Here is a 17,855-nt window from a genome sequence, read left to right on the forward strand (position 1 = left end):
CTAATTTATAACTCATAACTGATTTTGGCGACAAATTCCAAATGCTGAAGTGTAGGCGTGTAAGAAAGTTCTGCCACCAACAGGGCCGATTTCACCACCACAGAAAAAGCCACCTACAGGAATATCGCTAACGTAGCGTCGAAATAGTTCAGAATCGAAATTGGGTTTACCATAGAGTCCTTCACCTCGCCCCAGACAGGCAAACATTAAGGCAGCTACAGCAGAGGGTTCAGAATCTCGTTGGTGTTGATAACTTTGGAGGAGTAATTCTAGGTCTTCAGCAGAGGCTTGGGCATCGCGGAGGTGGAATTGTAGCCTTTGTCCTGGACGGACGCGATCGCCAATTGCGATCGCTCCAGCTGTGGGATCGACCCCGAGAATACCACGAATTAAAAAGTCTCCCTGTTGTAAAGCCAGCTTAAATTCATCCATCGCTACACCAACAAACAAAGAGTGCTGTGCTAAAATCCGTTCGTGTTCGCTGAGGCTAGCAATCAAATCTCGCAATACCACTAAAGGCACTTGCTCATCTAACTCTAAAATGATGTTGCGATCGGCTTTTGTAACTTGCAATGGTTTGCCAATCGGTCGGCATCCTTGGGCTACAATCGTTTCCAAAACAATATTGCCAGTCAAAGCGATACCAACAGTCCCCTCACGATACAAACTTTGGCATTCCCCGCCTTCAGTATCGTTACAAAAAAGGGCAACACGACCACCCATACCGCCACCACTAGCCTGTCCCCCCACTATCACCGATCCTGGATAAGCAAAATCCAACCCCTGCAATAAATCGTTGATTCCAGAAGCGAAAGAACTAGACAGCAAAATGAACTGTGGTGCCGGTGATGCTGGCACACCGAGCAAATCAACCCAAGCATCTGGCGAACTATCTAAATCAGGTAATTCTTCAGCAACAACATGAAAAACTTGAACCTTCACCCCTGGAAGGTGTGCTAAAGTCAAGCTAATAGCTGGTTCAGCTTCTAATTCTTGGATTTCTCCGTTAACTGTCGTCCCAATCACACCTCCACCACTACAGCCAATTAGCACAGGCACAGAAAGTTTCTCAGCTAACAAAGGTAACAGTCGGGAATACTCACTCGTAAAAGCAGACGAAATAAATACCAGTCCTAGATCCGCAGGTGCTGTTAACGATGAGACAGCTCGTTCCACCACATCTGTAACAGCTGCTTCCAAAGAATGACGGGTTGATAGGGCGTTTGCCCACTGCATTTGGTCTGCCATGAGTTTTGAGCTTCTTTCTCTTTTTGGGCTAGTAGGTTTTGATTTTTGATTTTGGGAAGAATTGCATCCTACAAAAATTAGTGCCAGCCTTTTGTCTCCTCCATCCCAAGAAGCTGGGGTTGTCATTCCCTAATAGATGCATCTAAATATATTGTATGATTGTTTATCTATGGTACTAATTCCACAAAATCTTAAAAAATAAAGATGAATGCATTATAGATGCGGCAGTTTACTGTATTGGTTATAAATCAATAGGTTAAAGTACTAAGTTATGAGATGAATGGTTAGAATGGTTATTACTCAAGCTAAAATCTGCCATTTCTGAAGTTTTTCTATACTAGTATTAACAACACACAACGAGACTAAAGCAATGACCAACATCCAAGAAACAGCAAAGAGCGATATTCAAGAGAAAATCCAAGAAGAAGTCGAGCAAGCGCGTACTGTCTGTGATGTTAACGGTAGCAACTCACCAGAGTGTGCTGCTGCTTGGGATGCAGTAGAAGAATTGCAAGCCGAAGCTTCCCACAAGCGCCAAAGCAAGCCCAAAAATTCTCTAGAACAGTATTGTGATGACAATCCAGATGCAATTGAATGCCGAGTTTACGACGACTAAAAATTTAGACAAGTAAATTTTATGTTCGTTTAGTAAACAAGCAACCGAAATTGACTTACTCAAATCTTGGACTCTCACCTCACTCCCGCCTAAAATTTTACTCGCCTCTTTCATCATTTGCTCTAAGAGGTAAACAATTGATGAAATATCTAGAGTTACGGATGTATAAGGGTTAAGATTTGAGGTTTTTTATCTTAAAAGGAAACTTTTACACCCAAAAAATTGGGGTGTTGTCCGAGAGTGTCGAGTATATAGTCGGTGGATGGGTTTTAGAACTCTTCCTGATGCTACTTGCAAATAGGTGCAAAATCTGAGATTAGGGTCTTTAGTTGCTTGTTTTTTACCAAATAGAGAGATTGAGGAAAGTGAATTAAACAATTTACTATTTAATACCTTTTCCAAAAATCTTTGCAACAAATGAATTGACTGTAGGGGCGTACATCTGTATGCCCCTACAAACGTATTTACAGTATAAATTCCGTGAAATAGTATAAGTTGGGTAGCCACTTGTTTGCACAAAGAAGTTAGAGCGCAGTCTTAAGGCTAGACTTTGTGCTTTGATTAAACTGTTATGTAATTATAGATAGACTAATAGCTAGCTAATAGCTTACAGTTTGTCAGTTATGGATTTTGTTCTTGGTTAAAAATGTTTTATTTATCGTTTGAGAAAAACTATGGACTATAACGTTTGGTTTCGCCCTTTCGTCTGGATGGATTACCGACTGGCAGTATTATTCCTGGTAGTTATTCCGCTAATTCTTCTAATTTGGGCATTTGTGCAAAAAGCGGAAGGCATACAACGCTTATTGGGTATATACTGGCGAGTATCAAGCCTAGTAGCAATCACGGTTTACTTAATGATTGCTCAGTATCCAGTTAGCTTTATTTCTGGATTGATAGCTCAGATATTAATCCCGATTTCGCTGTGGTTCTGGGTAGATATCAACGATGAAATTGAGTATCAAACCAGTGGCGCTTTGAAATTGATTTTTACTTCTTGGCGCTGGGCGACAACTGTTTATTGTATTTTAGGTACACTAGCCTTTATCCCTTTTTTAGGTTGTGCTTTTTCTGGTAGTGCGCTAAAGACTTCCTATTGTCGCGTTTGGTTTGAGGCTCCGTTGCTATTCAAAGAATATTTTCATGCTAATAGCAAGACTGAGTTTTTAGGTTTTCTCGGCATAACTAGTTTAGTAATTTATGTGCTTTACTTAAGCTACTTTGTTCTGATTAAACTGGGCAAGCAGGGACGCTCGGCTACACCACAGTAAGCATCGTTGCACTACCATACCCCTACTCTTAAAAAAATGGATTCCATTGGCAAGCGACTGGAACAATACACCGCTAAACGCCCGCAAGAAGTTCTACTTGTAACGGTGGAAATTGCTGGTGAGGAAGATACAATTGCTATTTTCAAAGGCTTTTCTAGTTCTTTGATGCGTCCTACAGCATTTGATGCAGATGTACCAGTTCTACCAGATGGGGCAAATATCCTCAATATTGATCGAGTCGCTAGTCCTTATAATCCTGAAGCACCGCGTTATATTCAACAAGGAATTTCTTGGAAAGCTATGGAAGCTCTATTATTAGAAGTGGGAGTCTAACTAAAATTTTGTCTCAAGTTAGTTGGTAGACTGACTACAGCAACGCTTATAGATAATTTACAGTCAATTTTTTATGAGAACTTTTACTGCGATCGTCGAGCGCGACTCCGATGCAAATCTATATGTAGGCTACGTTCCTGGTTTATCGCCAGCCCCGTAACACTCGGTTAAAATTTGGACATTCCTTTTGTTGAAAAGCCAAACTGCCCAAAGCCATAGAAGATGATGCAACCTGTGATCCTTTCAGATCGTGTTTCAGCAAATTATCGTTACATTGCTGCATACAACGAAGTAAATGCACGAATTGTTCAACGACAGCACGCTCTATCTCTTTACATTACGCTTGTTGTGGGGTTGATTGCAGGGCTTGTCGCATCGAAACGGATCGAAGAGCCAAATGCTTTACTGATTGAGTGGCTTGTGTATGGATTCTCAATTGCTTCTGTATGCTTGGTTCTCCTCAACTACAAATATGAAAAAACACTCACGAATCTTCGACAATATTTATCGGAGCTAGAGCGTCTTAATAATTCCAGCCTAGAGTTGCCAAGCTACAACACTGAAACTCGATGGACAGTTAGTGCAAACAAGGCACGTCGTTTTCATGATTTTGCCTGTGCGGTGCTGGTTGGTGCATGTAATGTGGTTGCATTAGGTGTACTCTACAAAATTTATCCAGAGCATTTCAAGCCAAGTTCGCTAGTAATTTGGGTTACAGGCATAGTTACTCTAAGTTCTGTTGCCGCTCTTCTATTGATGACAGAATTTAGCCATAAACCAAAATGGAAAAGAATTTAACAATGGCAACAGATGCGACACAACAACGCTGTTGCAGCGAACTGAATCAATCCGCTAGTTTGGATGATGCAAAGGTTATCAACATCTTCTCAACAGTAATCTTACTCTGAAGGAAGCAAGCTACAGTTGGGGTCTAAATTGCCGTCTGAAACTGTCTTCTCTATGAGAGGCTGGGCGAAAAACTTTGAAGAATTATTTTGACTTTTAAATTTAAAAAATGTCCCGTTCTGGATACACACTTCCCGTCTTTGCGTGCGCTGCTGCTGTTGCAGCTTTACATTGGTTACGCGATCGCCAACCCCTAACTTTAGCATCTATAGATTTGATTGAACCCGCTCAAATCGCAGAAATCCCCATTGAACAGGTAGCAGGATTATCTGAAAATACAGCTTTAGCGATCACCCGTAGCGATCCTGGTGATAATCTCGATTTGACTAAAAATACACCGATTTGGGCATTGGTGGAATGGAGAGAAGAGGGGGAAGCAGTAATTATTAAAGGCGGGGAAGGAATTGGCAGACAGATGAATGCTGACGACAAGCCAGCTATTTACGCTTATGCTCAAAGGCTTTTACGCGAGAATTTACAACGAATGCTAGCACCGGGGGAAAAAATCACGGTGACAATTATTCTACCCGAAGGGCGATCGCTTGCTGTTCGCACTTCAAATTCTGCTTTTGGTGTAGTTGAAGGACTTTCCCTTTTAGGGACAACTGGCATTTCTCAACCCTTGAGTACACCAGATCAGCTTGCAGTATTTCGGGCTGAATTACAAAATAAAGCCAGTCGTTTTGAAAGTTTAGTATTCTGTATCGGGGAAAATGGACTAGATTTGGCGCGTAAACTAGGGATTAATCCTGAGCAATTGGTCAAAACTGCTAACTGGCTTGGCCCAATGTTAGTAGAAGCTGATGTGCTAGGCGTGAAAGAAATTTTATTATTTGGCTATCACGGTAAGTTGATAAAACTAGCCGGAGGGATTTTTCACACCCATCACTACTTGGCTGATGGACGGCGGGAAATTTTGGCAGCCCATTGTGCGATCGCAGGTTTAAAATCACTAGATATCCAAGCTGTATTTAACAGTGCAACTGCCGAAGCCGCACTAACATATCTAAAATCTCTAGATGCATCAACTGGTAGTGATTGGGTAAATCAAGTTTACAGTGCGATCGCCGAAACTATCGATGTTCGTTCTCAAGAATACATCCAAAATCATAGGGAAAGCAGCACAGGAAGTACAATCTGTGGCTCTATCCTCTTTGATCGCGATCGCAAAATTATCGTGAAGAGTAAAACTGCTGGTCTGTTGATGGGATAATTATGTTAATTTATTATGAATAATCGTAAACAATTCAAATAAATAATCTTCTAAGTAACCACTCTAGGGTAATTTATCGTTTTAATACCATTTCTGACTCCGGGACTAGACAGACGCACATAAACGGGCGTTTGTAAAGGCTCTCTATACCATTATTAGCCTACCCAGGTTGAATAATAGCATCATCATAGACCACAAAGCATCTACCCTTAACAGACATAACACTCCCGTCATGAATACAGCGGTGATACCAACAGAACAAGCACCCCAAACATTAGAAAATTTGGGGAGACTTGATCGCCAATTGATTGTAATTCTGGACTTCGGCTCTCAATATTCTGAGTTGATTGCCCGTCGCATCCGCGAGACTCAAGTATACTCGGAAGTTTTATCCTATCGCACTACTTCTGAACAATTGCGCCAACTAAATCCTAAGGGAATCATCCTCTCAGGTGGCCCAAGTTCGGTTTATGGTGGTAACGCTCCCCATTGTGACCCAGAAATCTGGCATTTGGGAATACCCGTTTTGGGTGTTTGCTATGGGATGCAACTAATGGTAAACCAACTCGGCGGCGAAGTGGCAAAAGCTGACCGAGGTGAGTACGGCAAAGCTTCATTATATATTGATGATCCCACAGATTTGCTCACTAATGTCGAAGATGGCACTACGATGTGGATGAGTCATGGAGACTCAGTTACCAAAATGCCATCAGGATTTGAACTGCTAGCACATACAGAAAATACTCCCTGTGCTGCGATCGCTGACCACGAAAAGAAACTTTACGGCGTTCAGTTCCATCCAGAGGTAGTACATTCTATTGGCGGTCTAGCATTAATCCGTAATTTTGTCTATCACATCTGCGATTGCGAACCTACTTGGACAACAGCAGCTTTTGTTGAAGAAGCAATTCGGGAAATTCGCGCCAGAGTTGGTGACAAGCGGGTGCTGTTGGCACTGTCTGGTGGGGTGGATTCTTCTACCTTAGCCTTCTTGTTGTATAAAGCCATTGGCGACCAATTGACTTGCGTATTTATCGATCAAGGCTTTATGCGAAAGTATGAGCCAGAGCGATTGGTAAAGCTGTTCCAAGAGCAGTTTCACATTCCTGTAGAGTATGTTAATGCTCGCGATCGCTTTTTAGCTAAAGTTGCTGGGATCACAGATCCTGAAGAAAAACGCCGCCGCATCGGACACGAGTTTATTGCTGTATTTGAAGAAACATCCAAACGCCTTGGCCACTTTGATTATTTGGCTCAAGGGACTCTTTATCCAGATGTGATCGAATCTGCTGACACCAACGTTGATCCCCAAACTGGTGAACGGGTAGCGGTAAAAATTAAGAGTCATCACAATGTTGGCGGTTTACCCAAAGACTTAAGATTTAAATTGGTGGAACCACTGCGGAAACTATTTAAAGATGAAGTCCGTAAAGTTGGGCGTTCCATTGGTTTACCAGAAGAAATTGTCCAACGCCAACCTTTTCCTGGGCCTGGTTTGGCAATTCGCATTCTAGGGGAAGTCACATCTGAGCGGTTAAATATTTTGCGCGATGCAGATTTGATTGTCCGGCAAGAAATTAACCAACGCGGTATGTATCATGATTTCTGGCAAGCATTTGCTGTATTGCTGCCAATTCGTAGTGTTGGCGTTATGGGGGATCAGCGCACTTACGCTTACCCGATTGTTTTGCGGATTGTAACCAGTGAAGATGGCATGACTGCTGATTGGGCAAGAGTTCCTTACGATGTCCTGGAAGTGATTTCCACTCGGATTGTGAATGAGGTGAAAGGGGTGAATCGGGTGGTTTATGATATCACCTCTAAGCCGCCTGGAACCATTGAATGGGAGTAAGAGACTTCCAATTAAAAAAGATCCAGATACGTAGTGACCTGTCAAGACTAAATTGTTGCAAAAAAAATTGTAGGTTGGGTTGAAAAATGAAACCCAACACTCCGATCAATGTTGGGTTTCGCGTTGCTCAACCAAACCTACATCTAATACTAATTCTCCAAAAGGAGGCAACAGATATAAATCAGGAAAGTCTTGCTGCATCTAAGTTTCTTGATTGCGAATCACGAATTGCGAATTGGTATAACGTACTATTTTAAGGTTGCCACGCCATTACAGTGCGTAATTTTGCTCAAAAATAAAATAGAAATTTTATAACAATAAAACAGTCAGTAATTAATAAGACTATTCTTGAACTTCAATATAGAAGCCGGGGACTTAAACCCCTACATTTTGTTGATTAAGGAATTAAATACCAATATAATTTTATCCCGTCAATTATAAATGCTAGCCAATAATTAACTATCTATTTGATGGTGGCTAGACAAATTGAGTTATTTTCTAGGAAAATAGACGCGATCGCAGTAAAATTACCATTGGTGTGGTCACTGAGAAAAAACAAGCAGCTCATTAGAAATAACTTTCATGTGATCAACATTAATGGAGATGTTATGGAACCTGCTCTGCCCCTTGCTGGCTTAAACATCCTCGTAGTTGATGATGATGACGATAGCCGATTTTACATTACTACCGTGTTAGAAGCTGATGGAGCTACCGTCATAGCAGTTGCATCGGCAGAGGTAGCATTGAAAGTATTACCTGAGTTGCAACCAGAAGTTTTGATTTGTGATATTGCTATGCCTGGTGAAGATGGCTACACTCTCATCCGCAAAATCCGGGCGCTGAAGTCTGATATTTGGGAAAAACTCCCAGCTATAGCTTTAACTGCTTATGGCGACAGCGAGTACCGTAGCCGAGCGCTGGAAGCGGGCTTTCAAACTCATGTGGCAAAACCGGTTGATCCAGGAGAACTAGTTGCGATCGTTGCTAATTTAGTTGCTTCTTATAAGAATTAATGAAAAGATACAGTGATTTGTCAATGGTCATTTGTTATTTTTCTAATCTCCCTCATCTCCCTTCATGTTTCTGCTCTAAAAGTAAACTGGTTGTTAGTCAACACGCTACATTGTGTTTCACCAAGATTTAGGGCGTTTTTTGTAAAAATTATTAATTTTGAGCACAGCCGGAAAAGTTTCAGCGTTGCTAATTTCATGTATGAAAATGATTCTGCATGATATTAAAATCCTTGTAGAGACATTCTCCACAAGGAGGCAACAGATAAAATCACGAAAGTCTTACTGCATCTAAGTTTCTTAATTGCGTTAGCGGAGCGGGGCGTTAGCCCATTGCCACTTGCGTTAGCGCAGCGTTAGCGTTCGCGTAGCGTCTCGTAGAGAGGAACGAGCGTCATTGCGTTAGCGTAGCGGGGCGTTCGCTTTTAGCGTCTCGCAGAGAAGCCCATTGCGAATTGATATTAGATTACTTCGCTCCAGCTTCAAAGCTAATTTGCTCAGATTTATAAGCTGGTGGCTCAATGTGAATTAAAATCCTAACTGGACGGAACCGTTCTTCTAATCGGCTTTCTACTTCTTCGGTGATGTGGTGAGCGGTTTCTACGTCTGGTGCATCTACTATTAAATGCATTTCAATGAAGACTTGACGACCAAGAACACCGCGAGAAGCAATATCATGACAGTTAATTACACCTGGAACAGAAGTAGCGATCGCATGAATTGCTTCTGGTGCGATCGCCATTTGATCCACAAGCCAAGGTAAATTCTCTTTTAAAACTGACCAGCCACTCCAAAATACTAACAAAGCGACAGGAAAAGCTAACACCAAATCCATCCATTGATAACCTAGCCAAACTCCTATCAAACCGCCAATTACAGAGATTGTTACCCAAATGTCGCTCATAGTATGTGTCGAGTCAGCTATAAGAATTGAGCTACCTACCCGCCTACCCACACTACGTTCGTAAAACGCCACAAAAATATTCACGCCCAGCACAATTAGTAATAACCACAACTCAGGCGGCGATATTTTTATCGGTTCACCACCTTTGAGAATTCGCTCGATTGCTCCTTGCAAAATTTCAAAACAGGCTATTCCTAAAAATGAGGCAATTCCTAAAGCTCCCACAGCTTCAAACTTGCTGTGTCCATAGGGATGCTCGCGATCGGGTTGTGGAGAAGAAAATTTACTTGCAATTAATCCCAAAACGTTGTTTGCGCTGTCTGTCACACTATGCAAGGCATCAGCTAGCAAACTCAAAGAACCAGTCCAGTAGCCCACAAGTGCTTTCAATGCCAGTACAAACACGTTGAGCAATAAGGTAATAATTAAAACCTTTCGTACTACGGCACGGTTATCGTAAATCATAGATAATTTATCACATCAAGTTCTATGACTTCTAATGTAAAACTTAAAACATAAATAGACACTAATCAAATGTATCAAAGTCTTACGCAGTAAAAATTAAGTCTCTCTATAGGCTCTATGTTTTATCCTATTTTGTTGAGATTATTTATAACTAACAACAGCTACAAGCTTTATATGTATTAATAATAGCTCTATAGATAACAGCATATTTTTAGCATTAATTCTAAAAATATTTTAATTAAATTTGTTATTCATACATCTACTTAAGTCAGACCGAATTGCATTCAAAGAGATGATAATGACCATCAGTAAGCTGTACTTATTCAGGAAAATTAATGAGTCAAATGAGTTTTATTTACTACCTTTAACCAACAGCGAAAAAGTGTCCAATCCCAATTCTTTGCTCTATTCCCTGCTCCCTGCTCCTTTGCCTCTTGTACAATCCCCTAATTTCTCTCAAGAGTCTGATGAAACTGCAATTAACAAGCTAGGGGGATGGGTGAACATTTGATACTCTTACGAGTTTGAGTAAGAACTTGAGCAATATAATTTCAATGGTCAATTTTCTTCAGACGACAAGTTTCAATCACGAATACTATGAGTACCAAAAAACTTACAGATAAGGTGGCATTGGTAACTGGCGGCTCACGCGGTTTGGGGGCAGCGATCGCCAAACGTCTGGCGGATGATGGTGCAACTGTCGCCCTCACCTACACTAGTTCCCCACAAAAAGCCGATGAGGTAGTGCTTGCCATCGAAGCGGCAGGTGGAAAAGCCTTGGCTCTTCGCGCCGACAGTGCCAATGTGGAAGCTGTGAAAAACGCTGTTGCTGAGACTGTAAAAGCCTTTGGTCGTATTGATATCCTTGTAAACAACGCGGGAATCGCTGCTTTCGCTCTAATCGACGAGTTCTCACTGGATGATTTTGATCGGCTTATAGCGGTTAACGTTAAGGGTGTGTTTGTGGCAACTCAAGAGGCTGTTCGCCACATGGGCGAGGGTGGACGGATCATTATGATTGGTAGTGTCAACAGCGATATCATGCCTATTGCTGGCGGCTCCGTCTATGCATTGACCAAGGGTGCGATCGCTAGCTTCACGCGCGGTCTTGCCCGCGATCTTGGCCCTCGTGGCATCACGGTGAACAATATCCAACCCGGCCCAATTGACACCGACATGAACCCGGCGGACGGTACTTTTGCCGACAGGATGAAAAGCATCACCGCCCTTCAACGTTATGGACGAAGCGAAGAAGTCGCCGACATGGTTTCTTATCTCGCTAGTGCAGAAGCGAGTTTCGTCACCGGTGCGAACCTGAAAATTGATGGCGGCTTCGCAGCCTAATTCGGCAACCAAAGCAAAACTAAGAAAAGTCCGATTATGTAAATTTGTCTGGCGACGATGCCAGCGCTAAGGCTGGGGCGCATCCTGGAAAAATGGGGGTTCGCCACCGCCGCTATCGGTGGCTTCGTCTCTTTTTCCGGTAATATTAGTACTTATCAAGAAGTTTTAATAAAAAATGTCTTCAATTCCTCTAACCTTGAACCTAATTGAAGGTTCTGTCTCCTTCAGTTTTTCACCCCAAGCAGCACGAGAATTAAAAGCAGCAACAGATCAATTGATGGAGCGTCTGAAAGCTGTCGCCGCTAAACCCACTCCTGGCGGTGGTAAAGTAACTCCCCAGCCTCCCTTGGAATATCGTTATACAGGTGAAGTATTTTTAGAAATTTTCTGTAATCCTAATATCTGGCCAACACCCTTTGCAGCCAAAGTTTTGCTGACTGTCCGCAACGTCAACATCCGCTTAACTACTGAAGCTGAACTTACTCGCATCATTGAAGACATTAATAATTACTTAGAGCAAGTAGGATAATAGTTCATCTGATTTTTCTGTACTTTTCGAGATTAAAAAAAATACTATACAAATTTTGGATTTTGCGAAAATCGAGCCGATTGCTCAAGGAGTTTTTTTCTAGCGTCGCAACTGGTGACGGTTAGCCGGACTTAGCAACTTTTCAAGATGGATTTTGGCTTTGAACAGCAAGCAGACCATCGCTTACTTTAGGGAAGCGATGCAATAAATTACAAGTCCAAACTGAAATTCCTACATTTACCTATTAGATAAATATAGGAATTTCACAGAATCTACTTACTAGACTCAAGCTATAGCACCAGACGTACACAATAAATGGTTCTGATGCCTTCTTTAACTTGAAAAGTTGTATAAATTCAGACTCCAATGCTTCTAAGTTAATGAAAAACGCAAGATTCTATATGGGGCAATGCTCATAAAAAACCAGAGATTATCCCCCAGATTGGGCGTTGAATAATTGATGGTGATATCCACACATCGAAAATGAAGCCCCAATCCCAAAATTGAAATCAAACATTGATTAGTCGTTATCCCACTGTTCACGACCAATTAGGTCGCCAATGCGATCGCGTAACAAAAAGTCACATTTCTCTAATTCACATTCAACGCAAACCCACTCTCTCGCTGGAATGTATTGGCAAAGGGTATATATTGGCTGTTGTCGGCTAATCATTCCCTTTTGCACCAGTCGGCGTGCTTCGTCTTGAATCAAATCGAGAGAGTAGTAATTGATAGAAGGCACCGTATTCACACTCATGTTTTTTACTCACAAATTAACACTTACGATAGTGTTCCCCTTAAGAATTAGGAACAAACATTACAGAAATTAGACTTGTGGCTAGGATTTTGTAGTTTGCTATACGGAACTATTTTTATTTTGACGCTAGATATCCTGAAATTATTTCAAGAAATGTTAAGAAAGTCAACAAATCCTGACATTTGTCGAAAATCCGCTTTACAAAAAAAATTCCGAGTAGTTAACTTTACCTGCTATGGCGGCTATACAGTTTTTATGCAACAAGTCTGAAAGTCTTGCCATTACTGTATTTAGGCAAGATTTTGCGGTTTCCAGAGTTTAGGGCGCATAGGTGTAGCCCGCCGCAGGCATCGCTGACATATCAAATAATCACCTTAAAGCCAGATTTAGAACTGCTGCTATTTATCTAAGGGTAAACAACATAAGAATACTTGTCAGATACTACGGTATAGAGTGTTGCAAAACATAACGGCTAAAGTAACCTACGAAGGCTTTTACCCCAGCATCTGTTAACAATTTCTTAAATAGAACCGTAATTACTTGGTTGATTTCAGCACTAGTGTTACATAATTTTCTTTGGATAAACATCTAACGTATATATGCAACTACCGATCCCTGAAATAGATTATGGTCATATTAAAACAGACGCGATTTGGTCACGTCTGTAAATTGTTTGGCGGATTTGCTGAGATTAATTGTTCTGAAGTTACATTGTTATTTCAGTTACTCATTCATCAGATGATTCATCATCTTGATCGGTGCTTTCTTCTACTGTTACCAAATTTTCTGGCGGACGCTGATGGTTAAGTTGGTTTAGTAATGCCAGTACTTTATTACCGCGTTCTATGGAGCGATCTTCAAGAAACAGCACCTCTGGTGTACGACGTAGGCGTACCCGCGCCCCAAGTTCACTGCGGACGTAACCTGTAGCCGACTTTAAGCCTGCCATTGTTTCTGCTTTAGCTTCATCTGTACCATAGATACTGACATAGATTTTGGCGTGTTGGAGATCGCCGGAAACATCAACATCAGTAACACTTACCATTCCTGTACCTACACGGTCATCCTTGATGCCGTTGAGCAGCATTTGGCTAACTTCCCGTTTGATCAGTTCAGCAACGCGGGAAACCCGGCGATTTGTAGCCATAAAAATTTCGCCTCCTCACAGAGGTTGTACAACAAAAATACATGTAACTTAATTAGACAGTACTTAGCGCAAGCAACGCCAAGAGCAACCGTCTGTGGGGCACAGCCCCGATATAGCACTAGTCTAGATTGTACTCAAGCCCAGCATTGCCCGTAGGGTGAGAGTTAGAAAGACTAGTCCGCTCACAAACAAACCCAAGATAGCGATTAAGGTGACTGGGCGCTTCAACAATGGCACTAACGGCGCAAAGGTGTTAATAAACAGTCCTAAGACGATAGTAATTAAGTACCGGGGGTAGCGAAAGACGTTATCCCAAAATCCGTCAAACATCTGAATGTCAACTGCCTTGTTATATACTTACGTTTGTTTTGATATGCTTTATCTACTCAATTGTAATCTATGCGGCTGGAAAATTAGCAGTTAATATAAAATATACTTCGTCAGTTATATTGGCTTTATTTAGTCACGATTATTTTCAGTTAAATCACAAGTAAATGGTAATTCAAATCCCCAAGGAAACTAGCCCGCGTCCATTTTTGAAGTGGGCAGGGGGTAAAAGTAGGTTGATACAGCAATATATTCCTTATTTTCCTAAAAGTTATAAAAATTACTATGAGCCATTTTTAGGTGGTGGTGCTGTTTTTTTCTATCTCCAACCAACCGCAGCAGTTTTAACTGATATCAATGCCGAATTAATTAACACTTATTGTTGTGTTAGAGATCATGTTGAGGAATTAATTTCTATATTGAAAGAGCATAAAATTCGACATAATAAAGATTATTACTATAGTATCCGAAACCACTCTGGTGGAACTGATATAGAAAAAGCGGCTCGTCTAATTTATCTTAATAAAACTTGTTTTAATGGTCTTTATCGAGTCAACTCACAGGGTAAATTCAATGTGCCTTTAGGCAGATATACAAATCCCAATATTTGTTCTGAGTTTTTATTAAAAGCTGCCTCAGAAGCGCTTTCTCATGCATCAATTAAACAAGCAAATTTTACAGAAGTCTTAAATTATGCAACTAGCAGTGATGACTTTGTATTTTTTGACCCGCCCTACCATCCTATCAGCGACACTAGTTATTTTACTGCTTATAGCCAAAATTGTTTTAGTAAAAAAGACCAAGAACTTTTGAGAGATACTTGTGCAGAGTTAGCAAGTCGTGGTGTTAAAGTTATGGTGTGTAATTCTGATAGCGAATTTATTAACAAAATTTATACTGATATTAATTTTGAAACCTACAAAATTCAAGCAGCCCGATCAATTAATTCAAACGTCAAAAATAGAGGGATGATTTGCGAATTATTAATCACATCTTTTAAAGATTTTTATTTGCCCATGCAATGAATCTGTCTAAACTATAAACTGCTAATAAATTATGGTTATCATTAACTCTTGCTTTTAGCCATTTGCTTGCGCCTTCTCGCATACCTTCACCGCCTAAAATTACAATAGTTGGTGCAGGGTAATAGTTCTGGATGTTCATATTCAAGTAAGGAAATTTTTCATCAACCGAACCGGGGCTTTCTTGCCATTTACACTCGAAAATTAAACCAGATGGCATTGCAGGTGAGCCAACAACATAAAAATCAACTTTCAGCTCGGTATGATAAATTCCACTTCCAATATAAATTTATTTTCCATAACGCTTTGGTAATAAAGCAGCATTTAAAATAAATTCTTTTGAGACATAGTTCCCAACTTGGAAATAATTATGCCCAGTCAAAATTGCTTCTACATTTCTTTCTAAAATATTCCCAGCCTTATTTGCCCGTCCTCCTTGAGTCAGAGCCATCCTAAATCCCTCTGCCAAAAGTCTTGCTTATTATAGGATTTCACAGAAGTAGTAAAAAAAGGTCAGTTGCTTAATATGAATTTTTGATTTTGACTAAATAAGGTTGGATTAATAGTAAAAAATCTGAAATACTTAGTATTCTTGTACTAAATAAATACAAATGTATTAATAATTTGGATCGACAAGCAGTTACTAATTGAGATAATAATTACAAGAATATATTTTTTCGTTGTCTCAAAAACCAACTATTGCAAGCTACTACAGCATTTTTCTGGGTCTTGGGAACAGTAGAAAACAGCGTAGAGAATAATCTCCTGTTCATTAAACTCGTAAAAACGAGGTAGAGAAAACTCCTGACTGTAGTAGGGCGATAGGTTTCATGAACAATCTGGTATGTGCTGGGGTGACGCTGGATTCAATTTAGGCAGGCATCAATACATCGTAGGAACTGTGTGCCTAACCCAAATTCGCGCCCCTCTTACCAGTCATAAGCTTCAATAATATCTAGTTCTGCGGCTATAAGGATAGTTAAGTTTCTAGCCATGCCGTTGAGAAATTTTGGCTTTTACATCTTCCCAACTGCTACCAATGGCTGAGTTTTGTTGATATTCAACTTTGCGATCGCCTAGCTCTTTTTTCTGCCAATCTAAAACTAGGAGTGTTGCTGGTGTAGCGGCAATCTCATTCCATAAATCTTCTACCAGTTGAACTTTTGCCGCCCTCGAAAGACTAGAGAGTTCGGGAAATACTGGGTTCATGGTCTTCTATGTATTTTATTCACCTTAATTATTACACCCTGAAACCGCCATATCTATAACAACATTTCTAATAACTGGAATTTAGCTTGGATGAATTTTAGTTATTTGGTTTTGACTTCAACCTGTCTGTGCCTCTGTATCACCGTTGCGGATAGACCATGCTAGTTCTAAAAGTTGAGTCCAGCGCTTTTGTAATTGTTTGGGGGTGCATTTGATGGTTTTAGCGATCGCAACGTCATTTTCCCGTGCAGTTTTTAACTCTAATATTTGCTGTTGCTGTTCTGTGAGTTGATTCACAAAGATTTCCCACTGCTGGGAAGATAAACCCAATTTTTGCTCTAAACCCGCACCTAACCATTGATGTACCAATTGCCAGTGGTGTTGTTTGGCAAATTTTTCTACATGGTATTTAAAGCGTTGTTGGAGATAATCGCGCTGACGGCTAGTTAAACCGAGAATTTGGTCAATTTCTGGGGCTGAGAGGTCTTGAAGTTTCAAGCTGAGGTAGTTCATACAGTCAGATTGACCTTGAGAATCTAGGTATTTCATCAATTCACTGATGACGCGATCGCGTTCTGATTCTTCTGAGGGATCGAAATTAGTTTGGGCAATCATTTGCGATCGCAGCTGTTGCACCGCCGAGTTACGCTGGTAAGATTCTGCTTCTTCACCCTTAGCAGACTCTACCGCCATTTCAATATCCACGGTAGTTTCTTGCGGCTGACGACGAGCAAAGCCTTGGGCCCGCAGGATAATCAATTGCTGATTTGCACCACCAGGTAAATTGATCCGGCGTTTGGCATACTGCTCTGTAAACGCCATATATTCAGCTAATTGCAGCTGAGTACGCGGTGTGTGATCGTTAGGTAGTTCGTTTTCTCTGCGGAAAGCTTTGATAGCTTCGATATAAAATGCTTGTAAAAAATCTTCAATCAGGCTGTAACGAGCCTCAAAACCCAACTCAGAGCCAGATATAGTTACGTGGCGGTAAACCATAGCACCCAAATTGCTATGTAATTCCACCCGTCCTTGTTTTGAACCTAGTTGGTAGTAACGTAAGCACTTGTGCATCCGATGCCTTCCCAACGTAATCTGCCAGGATTTGATTTCCCCAGATGTTTGGATACGGGAGCTTTTATCGCAAATGCGTTCTACTTCTACGGCTATGCGGTTTGCTAAAGCTTCTACGCACTTGGGTGCTGCTTTCACTTGTGCTTGCATTTCCTGACACAGCAATTCAATCAAGGTTTCGCTGCTGCTGTCTGAAAATTCTTCAGTCGAAAGGTGGTTATCAAAAATGGGTGTAGAGTTTGGTAGATTAATGACGTTAGATTTCATGACTTTTCCAGTAGTATTGCACCGTAATTACAACGCAGACACAGCAATCAAGGCCGGCCTTGGCTTATGAATCTTTAGGCATTCATCCATCAAGGCTTGCCGCATGTAATGCTCACATCTAAAGCTCATATATAAAACTGTAGGAAATACGAGAGAGTTACAGTTATGGAAATGTGTCGGTTTTTTCACAAGCCACCACATTGACGCTAGGACACAAGTACCTGCCATGTTCTCAAAATTGTCAAATCCCTTGCTGTAGCGACTGTTGCCACCATCCTGTTATTGCATCTGTGCCATCGTAGACATCGGCTTAAAATATGACAATTTAAAAACTGGAGTCGCTTTTATCACAATTTCCGAAACG

17 protein-coding genes and 1 pseudogene are annotated in these 17,855 nt (G+C 41.0%); 10 read left to right on the top strand and 8 right to left on the bottom strand.

The window, feature by feature from the left end; all coding sequences use genetic code 11:
* Positions 1-12: 12 nt before the first annotated feature.
* The gene (locus tag RMY00_RS33795) at positions 13-1,248 is read right to left on the bottom strand and encodes an FIST signal transduction protein (RefSeq protein WP_322651733.1); all 1,236 of its coding nucleotides are present in this window, start codon (positions 1,246-1,248) and stop codon (positions 13-15) included.
* Between the two features lie 370 nt (positions 1,249-1,618).
* Between RMY00_RS33795 and RMY00_RS33800 the strand changes: the two genes are divergently transcribed.
* The 7 genes from RMY00_RS33800 to RMY00_RS33830 all read left to right on the top strand — a co-directional run bounded on the left by RMY00_RS33800 (position 1,619) and on the right by RMY00_RS33830 (position 8,452).
* Positions 1,619-1,864: a Calvin cycle protein CP12 gene (locus RMY00_RS33800; RefSeq protein WP_322651734.1), complete on the top strand. Its 246-nt coding sequence runs from the start codon at positions 1,619-1,621 to the stop codon at positions 1,862-1,864.
* 674 nt (positions 1,865-2,538) lie between these two features.
* A complete protein-coding gene (locus RMY00_RS33805) occupies positions 2,539-3,135 on the top strand; it encodes a DUF3177 family protein (protein WP_322651735.1) in 597 nt (198 codons plus the stop codon).
* A 36-nt stretch (positions 3,136-3,171) separates the two neighbouring features.
* Positions 3,172-3,468, top strand: coding sequence for a hypothetical protein (locus RMY00_RS33810; RefSeq protein WP_322651736.1), 297 nt, complete (start codon positions 3,172-3,174; stop codon positions 3,466-3,468).
* Positions 3,469-3,690: 222 nt separating this feature from the next.
* On the top strand, positions 3,691-4,266 hold the full coding sequence (locus tag RMY00_RS33815) for a hypothetical protein (protein ID WP_322651737.1): 576 nt from the start codon (positions 3,691-3,693) through the stop codon (positions 4,264-4,266).
* Positions 4,267-4,483: 217 nt separating this feature from the next.
* A complete protein-coding gene (gene cbiD, locus RMY00_RS33820) occupies positions 4,484-5,587 on the top strand; it encodes a cobalt-precorrin-5B (C(1))-methyltransferase CbiD (RefSeq protein ID WP_322651738.1) in 1,104 nt (367 codons plus the stop codon).
* A 232-nt stretch (positions 5,588-5,819) separates the two neighbouring features.
* The gene (gene guaA / locus RMY00_RS33825; protein WP_322651739.1) at positions 5,820-7,439 is read left to right on the top strand and encodes a glutamine-hydrolyzing GMP synthase; all 1,620 of its coding nucleotides are present in this window, start codon (positions 5,820-5,822) and stop codon (positions 7,437-7,439) included.
* 608 nt (positions 7,440-8,047) lie between these two features.
* Positions 8,048-8,452 (top strand): response regulator, encoded by a 405-nt coding sequence (locus RMY00_RS33830; protein ID WP_322651757.1) that lies wholly within the window; start codon positions 8,048-8,050, stop codon positions 8,450-8,452.
* Between the two features lie 463 nt (positions 8,453-8,915).
* On the opposite strand, the gene RMY00_RS33835 is transcribed toward RMY00_RS33830, so the two are convergent.
* Positions 8,916-9,818: a cation diffusion facilitator family transporter gene (locus RMY00_RS33835; RefSeq protein WP_322651740.1), complete on the bottom strand. Its 903-nt coding sequence runs from the start codon at positions 9,816-9,818 to the stop codon at positions 8,916-8,918.
* A 597-nt stretch (positions 9,819-10,415) separates the two neighbouring features.
* Between RMY00_RS33835 and RMY00_RS33840 the strand changes: the two genes are divergently transcribed.
* On the top strand, positions 10,416-11,162 hold the full coding sequence (locus tag RMY00_RS33840) for a 3-oxoacyl-ACP reductase family protein (RefSeq protein WP_322651741.1): 747 nt from the start codon (positions 10,416-10,418) through the stop codon (positions 11,160-11,162).
* Between the two features lie 175 nt (positions 11,163-11,337).
* The gene (locus RMY00_RS33845; RefSeq protein WP_100901541.1) at positions 11,338-11,691 is read left to right on the top strand and encodes a hypothetical protein; all 354 of its coding nucleotides are present in this window, start codon (positions 11,338-11,340) and stop codon (positions 11,689-11,691) included.
* 520 nt (positions 11,692-12,211) lie between these two features.
* Here the strand turns inward: RMY00_RS33845 and RMY00_RS33850 are convergent.
* The 3 genes from RMY00_RS33850 to RMY00_RS33860 form a co-directional block, all read right to left on the bottom strand.
* Positions 12,212-12,448, bottom strand: a complete 237-nt coding sequence (locus RMY00_RS33850) for a DUF4327 family protein (RefSeq protein ID WP_012407481.1) — start codon at positions 12,446-12,448, stop codon at positions 12,212-12,214.
* A 727-nt stretch (positions 12,449-13,175) separates the two neighbouring features.
* Positions 13,176-13,595, bottom strand: coding sequence for a 30S ribosome-binding factor RbfA (gene rbfA / locus RMY00_RS33855; protein WP_322651742.1), 420 nt, complete (start codon positions 13,593-13,595; stop codon positions 13,176-13,178).
* A gap of 123 nt (positions 13,596-13,718) precedes the next feature.
* Positions 13,719-13,925, bottom strand: a complete 207-nt coding sequence (locus RMY00_RS33860) for a DUF751 family protein (protein WP_322651743.1) — start codon at positions 13,923-13,925, stop codon at positions 13,719-13,721.
* A 164-nt stretch (positions 13,926-14,089) separates the two neighbouring features.
* Between RMY00_RS33860 and RMY00_RS33865 the strand changes: the two genes are divergently transcribed.
* On the top strand, positions 14,090-14,947 hold the full coding sequence (locus RMY00_RS33865; protein ID WP_322651744.1) for a DNA adenine methylase: 858 nt from the start codon (positions 14,090-14,092) through the stop codon (positions 14,945-14,947).
* On the opposite strand, the pseudogene RMY00_RS33870 reads toward RMY00_RS33865, so the two are convergent.
* The 3 genes and pseudogenes from RMY00_RS33870 to RMY00_RS33880 form a co-directional block, all read right to left on the bottom strand.
* A pseudogene (locus tag RMY00_RS33870) lies at positions 14,919-15,395 on the bottom strand (PD-(D/E)XK nuclease superfamily protein). The gene RMY00_RS33865 and the pseudogene RMY00_RS33870 overlap by 29 nt on opposite strands.
* A gap of 536 nt (positions 15,396-15,931) precedes the next feature.
* Entirely contained in the window at positions 15,932-16,153 is a 222-nt protein-coding gene (locus tag RMY00_RS33875) for an addiction module protein (protein WP_322651745.1), read from the bottom strand.
* A gap of 117 nt (positions 16,154-16,270) precedes the next feature.
* Complete coding sequence (locus tag RMY00_RS33880; protein WP_322651746.1) at positions 16,271-17,491, bottom strand: HetZ-related protein; 1,221 nt, start codon at positions 17,489-17,491, stop codon at positions 16,271-16,273.
* Positions 17,492-17,855: the final 364 nt, after the last annotated feature.

The sequence above is a fragment of the Nostoc sp. ChiVER01 genome (assembly GCF_034531155.1).
In the GTDB taxonomy this organism is placed as follows: Bacteria; Cyanobacteriota; Cyanobacteriia; order Cyanobacteriales; family Nostocaceae; genus Nostoc.

Excerpts from the sequence above, each read along its gene's own strand:
- RMY00_RS33875 (WP_322651745.1), bottom strand. The coding sequence starts at position 16,153 with ATGAACCCAGTATTTCCCGAACTCTCTAGTCTTTCGAGGGCGGCAAAA.
- guaA (WP_322651739.1), top strand. The coding sequence starts at position 5,820 with ATGAATACAGCGGTGATACCAACAGAACAAGCACCCCAAACATTAGAA.
- RMY00_RS33850 (WP_012407481.1), bottom strand. The coding sequence starts at position 12,448 with ATGAGTGTGAATACGGTGCCTTCTATCAATTACTACTCTCTCGATTTG.
- RMY00_RS33840 (WP_322651741.1), top strand. The coding sequence starts at position 10,416 with ATGAGTACCAAAAAACTTACAGATAAGGTGGCATTGGTAACTGGCGGC.
- RMY00_RS33830 (WP_322651757.1), top strand. The coding sequence starts at position 8,048 with ATGGAACCTGCTCTGCCCCTTGCTGGCTTAAACATCCTCGTAGTTGAT.
- RMY00_RS33805 (WP_322651735.1), top strand. The coding sequence starts at position 2,539 with ATGGACTATAACGTTTGGTTTCGCCCTTTCGTCTGGATGGATTACCGA.
- RMY00_RS33845 (WP_100901541.1), top strand. The coding sequence starts at position 11,338 with ATGTCTTCAATTCCTCTAACCTTGAACCTAATTGAAGGTTCTGTCTCC.
- RMY00_RS33865 (WP_322651744.1), top strand. The coding sequence starts at position 14,090 with ATGGTAATTCAAATCCCCAAGGAAACTAGCCCGCGTCCATTTTTGAAG.
- RMY00_RS33860 (WP_322651743.1), bottom strand. The coding sequence starts at position 13,925 with ATGTTTGACGGATTTTGGGATAACGTCTTTCGCTACCCCCGGTACTTA.
- RMY00_RS33810 (WP_322651736.1), top strand. The coding sequence starts at position 3,172 with ATGGATTCCATTGGCAAGCGACTGGAACAATACACCGCTAAACGCCCG.
- RMY00_RS33835 (WP_322651740.1), bottom strand. The coding sequence starts at position 9,818 with ATGATTTACGATAACCGTGCCGTAGTACGAAAGGTTTTAATTATTACC.
- RMY00_RS33795 (WP_322651733.1), bottom strand. The coding sequence starts at position 1,248 with ATGGCAGACCAAATGCAGTGGGCAAACGCCCTATCAACCCGTCATTCT.
- cbiD (WP_322651738.1), top strand. The coding sequence starts at position 4,484 with ATGTCCCGTTCTGGATACACACTTCCCGTCTTTGCGTGCGCTGCTGCT.
- RMY00_RS33815 (WP_322651737.1), top strand. The coding sequence starts at position 3,691 with ATGATGCAACCTGTGATCCTTTCAGATCGTGTTTCAGCAAATTATCGT.
- rbfA (WP_322651742.1), bottom strand. The coding sequence starts at position 13,595 with ATGGCTACAAATCGCCGGGTTTCCCGCGTTGCTGAACTGATCAAACGG.
- RMY00_RS33800 (WP_322651734.1), top strand. The coding sequence starts at position 1,619 with ATGACCAACATCCAAGAAACAGCAAAGAGCGATATTCAAGAGAAAATC.
- RMY00_RS33880 (WP_322651746.1), bottom strand. The coding sequence starts at position 17,491 with ATGAAATCTAACGTCATTAATCTACCAAACTCTACACCCATTTTTGAT.